The organism is Synechococcus sp. F70.1 (genome assembly GCF_047502745.1).
Classification (GTDB): Bacteria; Cyanobacteriota; Cyanobacteriia; order Thermostichales; family Thermostichaceae; genus Thermostichus.
The window spans coordinates 76,594-92,077 of the sequence record NZ_JANSJL010000101.1; the positions used below are offsets into that span (position 1 = coordinate 76,594).

General features: G+C 59.7%; 14 protein-coding genes and 1 tRNA gene. 9 read left to right on the plus strand and 6 right to left on the minus strand.

What is annotated here, in order from left to right:
• The first annotated feature begins 103 nt into the window (after positions 1 to 103).
• A complete protein-coding gene (locus NW860_RS10220; RefSeq protein WP_414514008.1) occupies positions 104 to 4,066 on the plus strand; it encodes a magnesium chelatase subunit H in 3,963 nt (1,320 codons plus the stop codon).
• Between the two features lie 132 nt (positions 4,067 to 4,198).
• On the opposite strand, the gene gatC is transcribed toward NW860_RS10220, so the two are convergent.
• Genes gatC through NW860_RS10235 form a run of 3 tightly spaced genes read right to left on the minus strand, consistent with a single transcriptional unit; the run spans position 4,199 to position 5,417 of the window.
• A complete protein-coding gene (gatC, locus tag NW860_RS10225) occupies positions 4,199 to 4,492 on the minus strand; it encodes an Asp-tRNA(Asn)/Glu-tRNA(Gln) amidotransferase subunit GatC (RefSeq protein WP_414396802.1) in 294 nt (97 codons plus the stop codon).
• A 48-nt stretch (positions 4,493 to 4,540) separates the two neighbouring features.
• On the minus strand, positions 4,541 to 5,062 hold the full coding sequence (locus NW860_RS10230; RefSeq protein WP_414396804.1) for a photosystem I assembly protein Ycf3: 522 nt from the start codon (positions 5,060 to 5,062) through the stop codon (positions 4,541 to 4,543).
• 55 nt (positions 5,063 to 5,117) lie between these two features.
• Positions 5,118 to 5,417 (minus strand): chlororespiratory reduction protein 7, encoded by a 300-nt coding sequence (locus tag NW860_RS10235; RefSeq protein WP_414410066.1) that lies wholly within the window; start codon positions 5,415 to 5,417, stop codon positions 5,118 to 5,120.
• Between the two features lie 85 nt (positions 5,418 to 5,502).
• Here NW860_RS10235 and trpS point away from each other — a divergent pair, with 85 nt between their 5' ends.
• Positions 5,503 to 6,513 carry a tryptophan--tRNA ligase gene (gene trpS / locus NW860_RS10240; protein WP_414410073.1) on the plus strand — a complete coding sequence of 337 codons (1,011 nt, stop codon included), beginning with the start codon at positions 5,503 to 5,505 and terminating at the stop codon, positions 6,511 to 6,513.
• On the opposite strand, the gene NW860_RS10245 is transcribed toward trpS, so the two are convergent.
• Positions 6,506 to 7,507 carry a DMT family transporter gene (locus NW860_RS10245; protein WP_414514011.1) on the minus strand — a complete coding sequence of 334 codons (1,002 nt, stop codon included), beginning with the start codon at positions 7,505 to 7,507 and terminating at the stop codon, positions 6,506 to 6,508. The two genes, trpS and NW860_RS10245, sit on opposite strands and share 8 nt — an antisense overlap.
• A 73-nt stretch (positions 7,508 to 7,580) precedes the next feature.
• On the opposite strand from NW860_RS10245, the gene truB reads away from it, so the two are divergent.
• The 7 genes from truB to NW860_RS10280 all read left to right on the plus strand — a co-directional run bounded on the left by truB (position 7,581) and on the right by NW860_RS10280 (position 13,428).
• Positions 7,581 to 8,480: a tRNA pseudouridine(55) synthase TruB gene (gene truB / locus NW860_RS10250; RefSeq protein WP_414514013.1), complete on the plus strand. Its 900-nt coding sequence runs from the start codon at positions 7,581 to 7,583 to the stop codon at positions 8,478 to 8,480.
• A 159-nt stretch (positions 8,481 to 8,639) separates the two neighbouring features.
• Complete coding sequence (gene apcB / locus NW860_RS10255) at positions 8,640 to 9,143, plus strand: allophycocyanin subunit beta (protein WP_414396814.1); 504 nt, start codon at positions 8,640 to 8,642, stop codon at positions 9,141 to 9,143.
• 260 nt (positions 9,144 to 9,403) lie between these two features.
• Complete coding sequence (locus NW860_RS10260; RefSeq protein WP_414396815.1) at positions 9,404 to 10,405, plus strand: zinc-dependent alcohol dehydrogenase family protein; 1,002 nt, start codon at positions 9,404 to 9,406, stop codon at positions 10,403 to 10,405.
• A 33-nt stretch (positions 10,406 to 10,438) separates the two neighbouring features.
• Positions 10,439 to 11,008, plus strand: coding sequence for a hypothetical protein (locus NW860_RS10265; RefSeq protein WP_414396817.1), 570 nt, complete (start codon positions 10,439 to 10,441; stop codon positions 11,006 to 11,008).
• Positions 11,009 to 11,041: 33 nt separating this feature from the next.
• On the plus strand, positions 11,042 to 12,628 hold the full coding sequence (locus NW860_RS10270) for an AAA family ATPase (protein WP_414514016.1): 1,587 nt from the start codon (positions 11,042 to 11,044) through the stop codon (positions 12,626 to 12,628).
• A gap of 13 nt (positions 12,629 to 12,641) precedes the next feature.
• The gene (locus NW860_RS10275) at positions 12,642 to 13,295 is read left to right on the plus strand and encodes a Crp/Fnr family transcriptional regulator (protein WP_414514018.1); all 654 of its coding nucleotides are present in this window, start codon (positions 12,642 to 12,644) and stop codon (positions 13,293 to 13,295) included.
• Between the two features lie 60 nt (positions 13,296 to 13,355).
• Positions 13,356 to 13,428 (plus strand) — tRNA-Phe (locus tag NW860_RS10280).
• A gap of 92 nt (positions 13,429 to 13,520) precedes the next feature.
• On the opposite strand, the gene NW860_RS10285 is transcribed toward NW860_RS10280, so the two are convergent.
• Both NW860_RS10285 and NW860_RS10290 read right to left on the minus strand, forming a co-directional pair.
• Positions 13,521 to 14,510, minus strand: coding sequence for an ABC transporter permease (locus NW860_RS10285; protein ID WP_414514020.1), 990 nt, complete (start codon positions 14,508 to 14,510; stop codon positions 13,521 to 13,523).
• A gap of 20 nt (positions 14,511 to 14,530) precedes the next feature.
• Complete coding sequence (locus NW860_RS10290; protein WP_414514022.1) at positions 14,531 to 15,355, minus strand: ABC transporter ATP-binding protein; 825 nt, start codon at positions 15,353 to 15,355, stop codon at positions 14,531 to 14,533.
• Positions 15,356 to 15,484: the final 129 nt, after the last annotated feature.

The window sequence follows — 15,484 nt, forward strand, 5'->3', positions numbered from 1 at the left end:
GTGCCCCCAGCAGGGATCCGTTTCTCGGGTAGAACGGGAAACAGGTCATAAGGGATAATGCTTACCCGTAGGCTGTTTGCATCACCGGACGGAGAGCGACCGCATGTTTACTCTGGTTAAGCCCATCACCCGCCACGTTGCCCCTGCTGAGGTGGGGGATCGCCGCTTGATGAAGGTGGTGTACGTGGTGTTGGAGCCGCAGTATCAGAGCGCCCTGACGGCGGCGGTGCAGCGCATCAATGCCCACAACCCTAAGCTGGCGGTGGAGCTGTCGGGGTACTTGGTGGAGGAGCTGCGGGATCCCTCGGGGTATGAGGCTTTCCAGCGGGATCTGGAGACAGCCAACGTCTTTATTGGATCCCTAATCTTTATCGAAGACATTGCCCAGAAGGTGGTGCAGGCGGTGGAGCCCCTGCGGGAGCGGCTGGATGCGGTGGTGGTCTTCCCCTCCATGCCGGAGGTGATGCGCCTTAATAAGCTGGGATCCTTCTCCATGGCGCAGCTAGGGCAGTCCAAGAGCGCCATTGCCCAGTTCATGCGCAAGCGCCAGCAGGGATCCAGCTTCCAAGAGGGGATGCTGAAGCTGCTGCAGACCCTGCCCAAGGTGTTGAAGTACTTGCCCTTCGACAAGGCGCAGGATGCCCGTAACTTCATGCTCAGCTTCCAGTACTGGCTGGGCGGATCCCGGGAGAACCTGGAGAACTTTTTGCTCATGCTGGCGGATCGCTACCTGCCAGGGATGCGGGGGCAGCTCTCCTTTGCTGAGCCCGTCACCTACTTGGAGATGGGTATCTGGCACCCGCTGGCGCCGCAAATGTTTGCCAGCCTGGCGGAGTACTGGGACTGGTACAATGCCCGCGAGGATCTGCCGGAAGACGTGAAGGATCCCTTGGCCCCCTGCGTGGGGCTGGTGCTGCAGCGCACCCACCTGGTGACGGGGGACGATGCCCACTATGTTGCCATGGTGCAAGAGCTGGAGTCGCGCGGGGCGCGAGTGGTGCCGGTGTTTGCCGGCGGCTTGGACTTCTCCAAGCCAGTGAACGAGTTTTTCTGGAACGAGCAAAAGACGGCGCCCATTGTGGATGTAGTGGTGTCGCTAACCGGGTTTGCCCTAGTGGGCGGGCCGGCGCGGCAGGATCACCCCAAGGCAGTGGAGACACTCAAGCGGCTCAATCGCCCCTATATGGTGGCCCTGCCCTTGGTGTTTCAATCCACCGAGGAATGGGCCAACAGTGACTTGGGCCTGCACCCCGTGCAGGTGGCGCTGCAAGTTGCCATTCCCGAGCTGGACGGGGCCATTGAGCCAATCATCCTCTCGGGGCGGGACGCCGTCACCGGCAAAGCTCACGCGATGCAGGATCGGATTGAGCTGATTGCAGCGCGGGCCATTAAATGGGCCAATCTGCGGCGCAAGCCCAAGATAGAGAAGAAAATTGCCATCACCATTTTCAGCTTTCCGCCCGACAAAGGCAATGTGGGAACAGCCGCCTACCTGGATGTGTTTGCCTCCATCCACCGGGTGATGCAGGCGCTGGCCCACAATGGCTACGACCTGGGGCCAGAGCTGCCCAAAACCCCCCAGGAGCTGATGGAGTCTATCCTCCACGATCCCCAAGCTCAGTACGCTAGCCCGGAGCTGAATGTAGCGGCCAAGCTGTCGGTGCGGGAGTACGAGGCCCTGACCCCCTACGTCAAAGCCATTGAGAAATACTGGGGGCCAGCTCCAGGGCACCTGAACACCGATGGGCAAAATCTACTGATTTACGGCAAGCACTTTGGCAACGTGTTCATCGGGGTGCAGCCCACCTTTGGCTACGAAGGGGATCCCATGCGGCTACTTTTTTCCAGGTCGGCCAGTCCCCACCATGGCTTTGCCGCCTACTACACCTACCTGGAAAAAGTTTGGAAAGCCGACGTGGTCATCCACTTTGGCACCCACGGGTCTCTCGAGTTCATGCCGGGCAAGCAGATTGGCATGTCCAGCGAGTGCTACCCGGATAACCTGATTGGATCCCTGCCTAACCTTTACTACTACGCTGCCAACAACCCCAGCGAGGCCACCATTGCCAAGCGGCGCGGCTATGCCTGCACCATCAGCTACCTGACACCGCCAGCAGAAAACGCTGGCCTCTACAAGGGGCTGCAGGAGCTGCGGGACCTGATTGGCTCTTACCAAACCCTGCGGGAGGGGGCGCGGGGCATTGCCATTGTCAACGCCATCTGCGACAAGGCGCGGCTAGTCAACCTAGACAAAGACGTGGAGCTGCCGACGGTGGACGCTGCCCAGCTCACCCTAGAGGAACGGGACACGGTGGTGGGCAAGCTCTACGCCAAGCTGATGGAGATTGAGTCGCGGCTGTTGCCCTGTGGGCTGCATGTGATTGGGGCGCCCCCCACGGCGGAAGAGGCGATTGCCACCTTGGTAAGCATTGCCAGCATTGACCGGCCGGAGGAAGGGATCCTCGGCCTACCCCGCATCATTGCCCAGAGCCTGGGGCGGGATATCGACGAAATCTACCGCAACCGGGATCGGGGGCACCTGGCGGATACAGAGCTGCTGGATCGCATCAACAAGGCCTGCCATAAAGCAGTGGCCGCGCTCGTGCGGGAACAGACCGACGCCCAGGGGCGGGTCTCGCGCGTGGCCAAGCTCAACTTCTTCAACATGGGACGGCAAGCGCCTTGGCTGGTGGCCCTGAAGGAGGCAGGCTACCCCCAGGTGGATCCAGACCTGCTCAAGCCTTTGTTTGAGTTTCTGGAAGAGTGCCTCAAGCAAATTACGGCAGATTATGAGCTGGGATCGCTGCTGCGGGCCTTGGAAGGGGAGTACATCCCACCGGGGCCGGGAGGAGATCCCATCCGCAACCCCAACGTCTTGCCAACTGGGCGCAACATCCATGCTTTGGATCCCCAGTCCATCCCCACGGCAGCGGCCATCAAGTCGGCGGAGATTGTGGTGGAACGGCTGCTGGCGCGGGAGCTGAGCGCCAACGGCGGCAGGTACCCGGAGACCATCTCAGTGGTGCTCTGGGGCACGGACAACATCAAGACCTACGGCGAGTCGCTGGCGCAGGTGCTCTGCCTGCTGGGGGTGCGTCCTAAGCCAGATGCCCTGGGGCGGGTAAACAAAGTGGAGCTCATCCCCCTGGAGGAGCTGGGGCGGCCCCGCATTGACGTGGTGGTGAACTGTTCCGGGGTGTTCCGGGATCTCTTTGTCAACCAAATGGCCCTTCTCGACCGGGCAGTGAAGCTAGCAGCCCTAGCCGATGAGCCGCTGGAGCTGAACTTTGTGCGCAAGCATGCCCTACAGCAGGCAGAAGAATTGGGGCTGACTCTGGAGCAGGCGGCAACGCGGGTCTTTTCCAACGCTTCTGGCTCCTACTCGGCCAACATCAGCCTGGCCGTGGAAAACAGCTCTTGGGAGGACGAAAGCGAGCTGCGGGAGATGTACCTATCCCGCAAGTCCTTTGCCTTCGGCTCCAATTTGCCCAACCAGCAGATGCGGCAGCTTTTTGAGGCCAGCCTGAAGACGGTGGATGTAACCTTCCAAAACCTAGATTCGTCGGAGATTAGTCTGACAGACGTCAGCCACTACTTTGATGCGGATCCCACCAAACTGGTGCAGAGCCTGCGCCCCGACGGCAAGGCTCCCTCAGCCTACATTGCCGATACCACCACGCCCAATGCCCAGATCCGCACCCTGAGCGAGACCATTCGCCTGGACGCTCGCACCAAGCTCCTCAACCCCAAGTGGTATGAGGGCATGCTCAAGCACGGCTACGAAGGGGTGCGGGAGATTGCCAAGCGGCTGGTGAACACCTCTGGCTGGTCGGCCACGGCAGGTGCGGTGGACAACTGGATCTATGAGGAGGCCAACGAGACCTTTATCAAGGACGAGGCAATGCGGCAGCGCCTCATGAACCTCAACCCCCACTCCTTCCGGCGCATCGTCGGCACCCTCCTGGAGGTGCATGGGCGTGGCTACTGGCAAACTTCCCAAGCCAACATCGAGCTCCTGCAGGAGCTGTATCAGGAAGTGGAAGACCGGATCGAGGGGGTGGAGTAGCTGGTCAAGGCCATCCCCGCAGAGGAGAGCTGAGGCTTCTCCTTGCATTTGCTGGCATAAGGGGGTTGGTAGCAAAGCCCCCAGAAAGTTCGCCCTCTGGCGCTAGGGCGAAGGCCGGCAAGAGTGCAGCTTTTAGCTTTCCTCTTCCAAAATGCGGGGCACCTTGAAGAACATGTCGACGCGGTCGGGGGCGTTAGCTAGGATCCCCTCGACATTGGCGTAGGGCTCCACCTCATCGGGGCGAGTGGGCAGCTCGATATCGAGGACATGGAAAGTAGGCTCTACGCCTTCAGTGTCCAGCTCTTTAAGCTGTTCTACGTAGGCCAGAATATCTGCTAGCTGCTGGGTAAACTGGATTTCCTCTTCCTCAGTGAGCTCTAGCCGCGCCAGGTGAGCGACGTGGCGTACTTCTTCGCGGGTCAGCATTGCTTCCTTGGCCCTATGGGCTACCGATGAGTTTACCTTAGCCAGACCTCAAAAGAGCTCCAGGTTGGCACGCCCTGTGGTTTTGAGCCAGTTTTGGGCCTCGATGTAGTTGTTGGGGGCAATGCGAATGGCACGGATCCAGTATCGGGCAGCTTCGTCAAATAGGGCCTCAGCCGTTTCTTCATCCCCAGCTTGCAGACTCTGCTCACCTTTGTGGTGCAGCAAAACGGCAATGTTGTTGAGGGCAGAGCAGAGGCGGGGGTTGAGCTCTAGGGCCTGGTGGTAGTACTCCAGGGCCTTGTCCAGGTCTCCCGTGCTTTGGTAAATCAGGCCCATGTTGTAGAGGATGTAGCTGCGGTCTTGGTCGTCCTTCTCTAAAGCCAAAGCCTCGCGGTAGTTTTCTAGGGCCTCGGCATATTCCCCTTCGCTTTGGGCCGCCATGCCGTCTCGGTAGTAGGCAAAGGCTTTCTTCTCCTCCGAACTCACCCCCGGCAGCAACTTGAGGATTAGATCAGCCAGGACGGTGAAGGTTTTGTCGATGAAGTTGTCGTTCTTCATGCCGCGGGGCATGGTTGACCTCCCCTAGGGTGCCTCTTCTTTGCGTTGTACCACGCCCACAAAACCCCTAGGTTGAGCTTTGCCCAGAAGAGGCCGAGCGGCGCTTGCTTAGGCGCACCGGGTGCCACTGTACGGTTTCACCAGGGGAGACTTCCAGTTCACAAGTAGTGTCGATGAGCCGTTGCGCCTGGGCTTGGGGAGTGGGGTAGCGGGCCAGATCCGCATCCACCAGATGGGGATGTTCTTGAAGCAGCCGCACGAGGAACTCCTGCAATTCCTCAGAGCTGAGAAATTGCTCTGGCAGGCCCGGGATCAGCAGCACGTAGTGATTGGCAGCGCGGAGCGGTTCGGGTTGGGGGTCTGACATATGAGTGTCAGGAAGGGCTGCAACTCTCTTGGTATTCTGAAAAAGACTTTCTTGGCTTTTGTCTGCGGTCTTGTTTGAGAGTGCTATGGCCAAGCCGCGCACCTTTTCCGGCATTCAGCCCTCTGGTGAGCTGCACCTGGGCAATTACCTAGGGGCGATTAAAAACTGGGTGGCCGACCAGGAGCACTACGAGAACTTCTTTTGCATTGTGGATCAGCACGCGGTCACTGTGCCCCAGGATCCCAAGCTGTTGAGGGAGCGCACCCGTTCCCTGTTTGCTCTTTATTTGGCCTGTGGCCTCAAGCTGGAGTATTGTGTGCTGTTTGTGCAGTCCCATGTGCCTGCCCATACGGAGCTGGCCTGGCTGTTTGCCACTATCACTCCCATGAACTGGGCAGAGCGCATGATCCAGTACAAGGAAAAGAAAGAAAAACAGGGAGAGGAGACAAGTGTTGGCCTGTTTAGCTACCCCATTCTGCAGGCGGCGGACATTCTCCTCTACCAGCCCAAGTACGTGCCCGTGGGAGAGGATCAGCGGCAGCATATCGAGCTATGTCGGGACATTGCCCGCCGCTTTAATGACCGCTTTGGACAGACCTTTGTCATCCCTGAGGCATTAATTCGTCCGCAAGGGGCGCGGATCATGAGCTTGACCGATGGCACCCGCAAGATGTCCAAGTCGGATCCCTCCGAGTTCAGCCGCATCCACCTGTTGGACAGTCCGGATGCCATTCGCAAAAAGATTCAAAAAGCCAAGACCGACTCCATCCGAGGCATTACCTTTGACGACCCGGCCCGCCCAGAGGCCCACAATTTGCTGACAATCTACATGCTCACCTCCGGCAAGAGCAAGGAGGAGGTAGCGGCTGAATGTGCCGAGATGGGATGGGGGCAGTTCAAACCCCTGCTTGCCGACAGCATTATCGCCACTCTAGAGCCCATTCAAAAGCGCTACCAGGAGCTCTGGAGTGACCCTGGCTACCTCCACGAGCTAATGCGGGAAAATGCTGCCAAGGCCCGTGCCGTGGCCGAGCAAACCCTCCAAAAGGTGCGAGATGCAATGGGGTTTCTGAGCCTTGAGGGATCCCTCACTTAGACTGCCCCTCGCGAACTTCGACAGGGCTAGGGGCAAGGCCCAGCTCGGCCAGGATCCCTTTCCAAACCAGAGGCAAGCGCTCCTGCCATTTTTGCCGGTGGTTGATCACGTACACGCAGAGCAGAGTAATGCCTACGCCCACCCACTGCTGCGGGGTGAGGGTCTCGCCCAGGAGGGTGCTGCCGAAGAAAAGGGCAAACACGGGGGTGAGAAAGGTTAGGGAGCTGAACTCGGTGAGATTTTCCTGGGAGGCGAAGTAGAAGAAGAGGGCATAGGCCACAGCGCTTCCCATCACCGAGGCATAAAGTAGATCCAGCCAATGGATGCCGCTCAGGTGCTGCCACTGCTCGCTTTCTGTCAGCGCCGAAAGCAGGATCAAGGGCAGGCTACCCAGCACCATGTGCCAGCCGGTCGCCAACACGGGATCCGCCACCTCTGCCACCTTGGGCATCATCACGGTGCCGATGGCCATTGACAGCGAAGCCAGCAACATCCAGCCAACGCCAGCTCCTAGCTGCAGGGATCCCCCCCCTCCAAGGCCAATAAGGCCGATGCCGAAAACTCCTAGCCCCAAGCTCAGCCAGCCCAGCACCCCCAGCCGCTCCCCGTAAAACCAGGTGGCCAGCAGGGCTACCACCAGGGGCTGCGAGTCAATTAGCACAGATCCCAAGCCGGCGCCGGTTTCCTGCAGCCCTTGGGCCAAAAATCCCTGAAAACAGGTGGCGTCCACCAGGGCAAAGGCCAAGACCCACAGCCAGCCCTGCAGTCCCTGGGGATGCCAGGGCTGAGACGCTCCGGAGGCCCGCCCCTGCCAGATCCGGAAGGCCAAAACCAGGATCCCGGCCGGCAACAGCCTCAGAATGGCAATGAAGAGCGGAGTGGTCTCAGAGAGGGCATCTCGCATCGCCACCATTGCCGAACCCCAAAGGAAAAACGGGGCAATCATCAGCAGGCGTTGCCAGATAGGCTGAGATAACTTGTTGGATTGAGCCATGGGCGCTTCAAACTTGACAACAGAAGTCAACCCCATGTTAAGCGCTGCGGCAACCTAGTTACAAACCTTAACTATGGGATCCCTGGAGGGCTTTCTCAATCTGGATAAGCCGGCAGGGCTCACCTCCCACGACTGCGTGGCAGCAGTGCGGCGAACCTTGCGCACCCGCCAGGTGGGACATGGGGGCACCCTGGATCCGGCGGCAACGGGAGTTTTGCCCATCGCCGTGGGGCGGGCGACGCGCTTTTTGGCGTTTTTGCCAGGAGACAAGGTCTACCGGGCAACCTTTCGCTTTGGGCAGCGCAGCGACACTGACGATGCCGAGGGGCAGGTGGAGGTGGGATCCCCTTGTCCAGAGCTAAGTCGCGAGCAGGTGGAGGAATGTCTGCGGGAGTTTGTCGGCGAGATCTGGCAGGTGCCGCCTCTTTACAGCGCCATCAAACGGCAGGGGAAAAAGCTTTATGAGCTGGCGCGGGCGGGGGCAAAGGCCTCAGAGCTAGGGCTAGAGCCGCGGCGGGTGGTGATTCGGCACCTGCAGATCCTGGACTGGCGTCCCGGCGAGTTCCCGGAAGTGGATCTGGAGATTGCCTGTGGCCCCGGCACCTACATCCGTGCCCTTGCCCGCGATGTGGGGGAAAAGCTTGGCTGTGGCGGTTTGATGAGCCAGCTACGGCGGCTGCAAAGTGGCCCTTTTCGCCTTGAAGAGAGTTGGCCGCTAGAGGTGTGGCAGGGATCTGCCAACCCTGCTGCTGCCCTGCTGCCCATTGAGTGGGGCTTTGCCAGCTGGGAGTCAGTCTCTCTGTCACCCTCAGACAGCCGACGCTGGCAGCAAGGTCAGGCCATTCCTCTGGATCCCGCCCAGGCCACTGCCGAGACCCTGCGGGTGAAAAGCCAGCAGGGAGAGTTTCTGGGGTTGGGACAACGCCAGGGCAGATTGCTCAAGCCGCTGCGGGTGCTGTTGCCGGATTCCTGATTTCCCTGTCGGGGAAAAACCTCCGGTGTGGTAGACTGCGTGAGAGCCAACCAAGGGCGGAAAACGCCTCAGTGGGTGCAGCTTGCTTGCCGGGAGCAGTTGAAGAGTTCTATTTTTCAACCTAGCCTTTTAAGACGCCACAAAAACGGAGTTGGGGATATGCGCGATGCCATAACCACCCTGATCAAAACCTACGACCTGACAGGCCGCTACCTGGATCGGGATGCCATGGACGCTCTTAGGGCCTTTTACGATTCGGGGTTGCGGCGCATCAAAGCTGTGCAGGTCATCAACCTCAACTCGGTGGACATTGTCAAGACGGCGGCGGCAGCCCTGTTCGCCGAGGTGCCGGAGCTGATCCGCCCAGGGGGCAACGCCTACACTACCCGCCGCTATGCCACCTGCCTGCGGGATATGGACTACTTCCTGCGCTATGCCTCCTACGCCCTGGTGGCTGGCGACAACAGCATTTTGGACGAGCGCGTTTTGGCCGGTCTGCGAGAGACCTACAACTCCCTTGGTGTGCCGATTGCTCCAACCGTCATTGGGATCCAAAACATGAAGCGGCGCACCCTAGAGCTGCTTGGCACCGACGAGGACTACAGCTTTGTAGCCGAGCCCTTCGACTACCTGAGTGCCAAACTCAGTGAAACCGATATCTAGCCTCATAGAGAGGGCAGGAATCTTCCCGGATCCCTTGCTTTGGTGGGGGTACGTTACCATCGTGGTAGCGCGCTAAGGATCTCCCGGGAAGGGAAAGAGCGGCCGTGGGGCGCGGCCCGAAGCCTTGTCCTAACTTTCCAGGAAGGCACGGCATCGTTGAACCCAAGCGCGAAGGTCGCCCTTTGCATGTCCCTCACAGCCTCCCTCGCTGGGGGCAGAAGGGGAGCAGTTGGTGGACTCAAGCCAAAGGCAGCGAAAACATGAAAGCTGTTGTCATGAACGTGCCCGGCGGGCCGGAGGTCTTGCAACTCCAGGAAGTGCCCGATCCCCAGATCCGCGGCGAGCGAGAGCTGCTTGTTCGTCTCAAGGCTGCTGGCGTCAACCCCATCGACACTAAGCTGCGGCGGCGAGGTACCTTCTACCCAGAAGAGATGCCGGCCATCTTGGGGTGTGACGGGGCTGGCGTTGTGGAAGCGGTGGGATCCGGGGTGCGGCAGTTTCGGGTTGGCGACGAGGTCTACTTCTGCTATGGCGGCCTGGGCAAGCAACCGGGGAACTATGCTGAGCTGATCGTGGTGGATGAGCGCTTTGTGGCTCCCAAGCCCAGAACCCTTAGCTTTGCCGAAGCTGCTGCGGCTCCCCTAGTGTTGATCACTGCCTGGGAGGCCCTCTACGAGCGAGGGCGGCTGCAGGCTGGCCAAAAGGTGCTTATCCACGCCGGCGCGGGAGGGGTAGGTCATGTGGCCATTCAACTAGCCCGTCTGCGGGCCTGCGAAGTGGCCACTACGGTGAGCACGCCAGAAAAGGCCGAGTTCGTCCGTTCTCTGGGAGCCAACCTGCCCATCTTCTACCGCCAGACTGACTTTGTGCGGGCTGTCTTAGACTGGACGGCTGGGGAAGGAGTGGATCTGGCGCTAGATACCCTGGGCGGCCCAGTACTGGAGCAGACCTTTCCGGCTGTGCGTGTGTACGGCGATCTCGTCACGCTGCTGGCGCCTGCTCCGGAGACCGATTGGCGGGTGGCCCGTGACCGCAACCTGCGGGTAGGCTTTGAGCTGATGCTCACGCCGATGCTGAAGAATCTTGTTGCTGCCCAGCAACATCAGGCAGAGATTCTCAGGCAGTGCGCTCGCCTCATCGACCAAGGCCAACTGCGTATCCGTCTCAGCCACACCTTTCCTTTGGCCGAAGCGGCTGCTGCCCACCGCTTGCTGGAGCAGGGATCCGTTCTCGGCAAAATTGCCTTAACCATTCCCGATTAGGCTGGCTAAGGGAGGCCCTGCCCAGCTCCGCCTATGGCTGACCCACTTACCCCTCACCTGCTGGAGAACGAGAGCTTCTATGAGAACGCCCTCTGCTGGCTGGGGCGGCCGCAGACGGTCTATCGGCTGCTGAGCGAAGCGGTTTTCCCACCAATTTCCTCGTGGGTGCGCGGAGAAGTGGATAGCCGTTCTTTTAACCACTGGCAGCCGGAAGACGTGCGCACCTTTCTCTACCCGGTGGTGGCCCTAGGAGACGAGGAGACGCTTGTCCTTGCCAGCGAGGCTCTTCTGCTTTGCGGCATTGGCACCTACTACAATCCCTGCGACCTGGCAATTGTGGTGTTCGTGCAGCAGCCCCAAGAGCTGTTTAGCCAACTGATGCAACGCATCCGCCGCACCGAAGCCATCATCACCCGCGGGCCAGAAGTGCGCATGCTTTCGGAACAGGTGAGCCTGGCCAAGCGAGGACAAGACTACATCAACACCAAATACTTGGTCTGGCCCTACGCCCTTTCTGCTGCCGCTCAAGAGACTCTGGTTAAGCAAGGGATCAGCATTATTCGCCTTTCACCCCCAGAGGCTGCTTTGCCCTTTGGAGGCTAAGCGAAAATAGGGATCCCTTATCCCCAGTTTTCTATGGCCAGTGCCCACCTGCCGCCCCTCATTCAAGCAATGTTGGAGCCGGGGTTTTACCCCCATCCGGTGCGGGAGCCGATCCAGCTTCTCCAAACCCACATCTCCTATGTTCTCCTGACGGGCGACTACGCCTACAAAGTGAAGAAGCCCGTGGACTTTGGCTTTCTAAACTTCACCACGCTGGAGCGGCGGCGCCACTTTTGCCAAGAAGAGCTGCGCCTAAACCAGCGCGGGGCGCCGGGGCTTTACCTCCAGGTGTTGCCCATTGGGCAAACCCAAGGCCGGTTTCAGCTTGGCAGCAGTGGCGAGCCGGTGGAGTACGCCCTTAAAATGCGGCAGTTTCCCCAAGAGCAACTCTTCAGCAACCTTCTCGAGCGGGGGGAGCTGACGCCAGCCTTGATGGAGGAGCTGGGGCGGGTGGTGGCAGCCTTTCACGCCCGGGCTGAGACTAACGACTACATCCGCAGCTTTGGCCGGCCAGAGCGGGTACGGGAGGCCTTCGACGAAAATTACGCCCAAACCCAGCGCTACGTGGGCGGTCCCCAGACGGCTGAGCAGTATCAGGAGACCCAAGCCTACACGGAGCGCTTTTTTGCCGAGCGGCAGGAGCTGTTTTACCAGAGGATGGCCCAAGACCGCATCCGCGAAGGCCACGGGGATCTGCATCTTGGCAACCTCTGTTGGTGGGAAGGCCAGATCTTGCTGTTTGATTGCATCGAGTTCAACGAGGCTTTCCGCTTTGTGGATACGATGTACGACGTATCCTATGCAGTGATGGACTTGGACGCCCGCCACCGTTCTGATCTGGGCAACGCCTACTTAAACACCTATCTGGAAGAAACGGGTGACTGGGAAGGACTGAAGATCTTGCCCATTTACCTCAATCGCCAGGCCTATGTGCGGGCCAAGGTTACCTCTTTTCTGCTGGACGATCCTGCCGCTGCGGAAGCTGACAAAGCCAATGCCTTCCACACTGCTGCCCGCTACTACCGACTGGCCTGGGAATACACGCTTCCCAAACAGGGACAGTTGTTTTTGATGGCTGGCCTCTCGGGAGCGGGCAAAAGTACAGTGGCCCGGTACCTAGCCCGGCAGCGGGGAGCCATTCACATCCGCTCCGATGCCGTGCGCAAGCACTTGGCCGGGATCCCTCTGCGGCAGCGGGGGGGGCCGGAGGTGTATACGCCAGAGATGACCGAGAAGACCTACCGCCGCCTGGTGCAATTGGGGGTGGAGTTGGCCCGAGAGGGTTATAGCGTAATTCTGGACGCCAAGTTTGACCGGCAAGCGCTGCGGGGCATGGCCATTGAACAGGCCCAAAAGTGCGGGATTCCCTTGCGCATCCTCCACTGTTACGCCCCTGAAGCTGTCCTCCGTGAGCGTCTGCAACGGCGTATGGCCGCAGGTACAGTCGAGGGAGGAAACCTAGCCGACATTGCCGATGCCACTGCCGATCTCCTTGCCCAGCAGCAGGCGCAGTGGCAGGATTTTTCCGAGGGGGAACGGTCTTACTTGACGGTGTTGGACACCAGTCAAGATTGGCAAGCGCAACTGCAGGAGATCACCAGTGAGCGAGGTAACGGCTAAGGATTTGCACTTGATGCCGTTGTTTGAAGGCTTTTCCCCCAAGGTGCTCGAGCCGCTAGCCCGTCAGATGGCGCTGCGCTCCCATGCCGTCAACCAGGCCATCGTGTTGCAAAACGACTGGGGCAGTACCGTCTATTTCATCCTAGAGGGTTGGGTCAAGATTCGCACTCACGACATGGAGGGGCGGGAGATTACCCTCACCATTCTCGGCCCAGGCGAGATCTTTGGAGAGATGGCCGCTTTGGATGAGGCGCCTCGTTCCAGCGATGTGGTTGCCTTAACACCGACCAAGGTTTGTTCTCTGTCGGCCCAGCATTTTCTAGCTTTCTTGGCTGCCAATGCCCAGGCTGGCATTCGCCTTGCCCAGCTCATGTCCCGCCGTCTGCGGCAGCTTAACCGGCGGCTGCAGTTGCGCGAGGCCAGCAGTGTTGCCCGCGTGGCCGATATTCTCCTCTTCTTGGCCGAATCTCGGGGCTGGGTCAGCCGCAGCGGTGTGGAAATCCCCAACTTACCCCATCGGGAGCTGAGTAGCTTAAGCGGCTTAGCTAGGGAGACCGTTACCCGCGTTCTCTCCAAGCTAGAACGAAAGGAGTTGATCCGCCGGGATCGCAGCCGCAACATTCTCTGTATTCCGCAGCTGGAGGCCCTGGAAAAGCTCCTTGGCTAAACTAGGGCGCTACCTGTTGCCAAAGACCTCCTGAGCACCCTAAAATAGGGGCTACGGAAAGCCGGGATAGCTCAGTTGGTAGAGCAGAGGACTGAAAATCCTCGTGTCACCAGTTCGAATCTGGTTCCTGGCATCCTATCTTGTTTTCCTGAGCTTTTCGAGATAGGTCCACACCCTAGGTTGGGAGCTTGCTGGCGCTGGCAAGTTGGCCACCAGGCAGCCCCCCTAGTTTTCGCGGCGCACAACACTTTCATGCCAGTGGCCCAGGATTTTGTCGGACAGGGCGCTCAAGGCCACAAAGATTAGGATCCCCAGGCCAGTCAGCAGCACCAGAGCCGCAAACATGCGGGGCACCTGTAAGTTGAAGCTGGAGATCAAAATCTGGTAGGCGATCCCGGCCCGCTCCCCGCCGCTACCTGCAACAAACTCGGCCACCACCGCTCCAATGAGAGAAAGGCCACCGCTGATGCGCAAGCCCCCGAGGAAATAGGGCAGGGCGCTGGGCAGGCGCAGGTAGATCAGAGTTTGCCAGCGATTGGCCTTGTACAGTTGAAACAGGTTGAGCAGGTTGTGATCGACGCTGTTTAACCCCAGAGTAGTGTTGGAGAGAATGGGGAAGAAGGCAACAATCCAGGCGCAGACCACCATGGCCGCAAAGGTGTTGTTGCGCAGCCAGATGATAATGAGTGGCGCGATGGAAATGATGGGCGTTGTCTGCAAAACCACCGCATAGGGGAAAAGGCTGCGCTCAATCCATTTGCTCTGGCTAAACAAAACGGCCAGCAACAGCCCAGAGATGGCAGCCAAGAGGAAAGCCACCACGGTAACCTGCAAGGTAACCAGCAGCGAAGGAAAAAGGGATCCCCACTCCTTCACCAGGGTTCTGGCCACCAAAACCGGCCCCGGCAACAGGTAAGGGGGAACCCCTGTCAGCCGCACCGCCACCTCCCAAAGCCCCAGAAAAAGGAGGCCGACGATCCCAGGGGCAATCACATCCGGATTGAGCCACCTACCTAGATCCAACCGCTGGGGAGAAGTCGGCCGGCCAGAGCCAGCTACCTCAGCCTCACTGCGGGGGCCGGGCCTGAGTCTCTCGTTCACCCCACCGCCCAGAGCCCCAGTCGACCCATGCCAAGACCAGTGCTCCGGCAGGACAGGCAGGGATCCCAGCCGGCGATCCAGGAACTGGAAAAGGAAGGCAAGGAGATCCACCATAGAAAAAAGCAGGCATCCTGTCAGCGCAACCGTTCAACCGAGAGAGGAGGCAGGTAAGGCTCCTGAGTCGTGCTACCCATAGCTTCGCGCAAACGGGCTGCCACCTCCCGACAGTAGTCGTTGTAAAGGGGCGAGGTGCGAAAGTCTTCTGACCGAGGGTAGGGGGCATCGATGGGGATATCCGCCACTACTCGCCCCGGACGGGCCGCCATGACCACGACACGGTTGGAGAGGTAGACGGCCTCGTAAATGTTGTGGGTAACAAAGATTACCGTCCACCGCTGCTCCTGCCACAGCTCTAGCAGCTCACTGTTTAATTTGCTGCGGGTGATCTCGTCTAAAGCTCCAAACGGCTCGTCCATGAGCAGCACCTGGGGCTGGGTGACGAGGGCGCGGGCAATGGAAACGCGCATGCGCATCCCCCCTGAGAGCTCGCGGGGAAAACTGCGCTCAAACCCTTGCAAGCCCACCTGGCGCAGCGCCTGCAATACCTTGGGCTCCGCTTTCTCCCTAGGCTCGCCCGCCAACTTCAGCGGCAAGCGCACATTCTCCATCACCGTGGCCCAGGGCAGGAGGGCTGGCTCCTGGAAGACAAAAGCCAACTTGGGTTCCACCGGGCGGCTGGGGAGGTTTTGCTGGCAGTGGCCCCCCCACTCAATAGAGCCACTGGTCAACTGCCCTAGGCCGGCAATTAGCCGGAGCACTGTGCTTTTCCCACAGCCAGAGGGCCCCACCAAGCTGACAAACTGCCCCTCTGGAATGGCTAGGCTCATATCCTGCAAGGCCACCGTGCCGTTGGCATAGACCTTGCTGACATGGTTGAGGAGAATCATCGGGGCAGGCATGGCTTACTTTTCCTGGCTCAGGGATCGGCGAGGGAGCGCTAAACTAATCGTACCCCTGCCGCCGCCGCAACTTGTTGACATACTCCCCGCCCTGAAGGGCATTCGCGACAGCGGGCCGTAGGCCGGGGA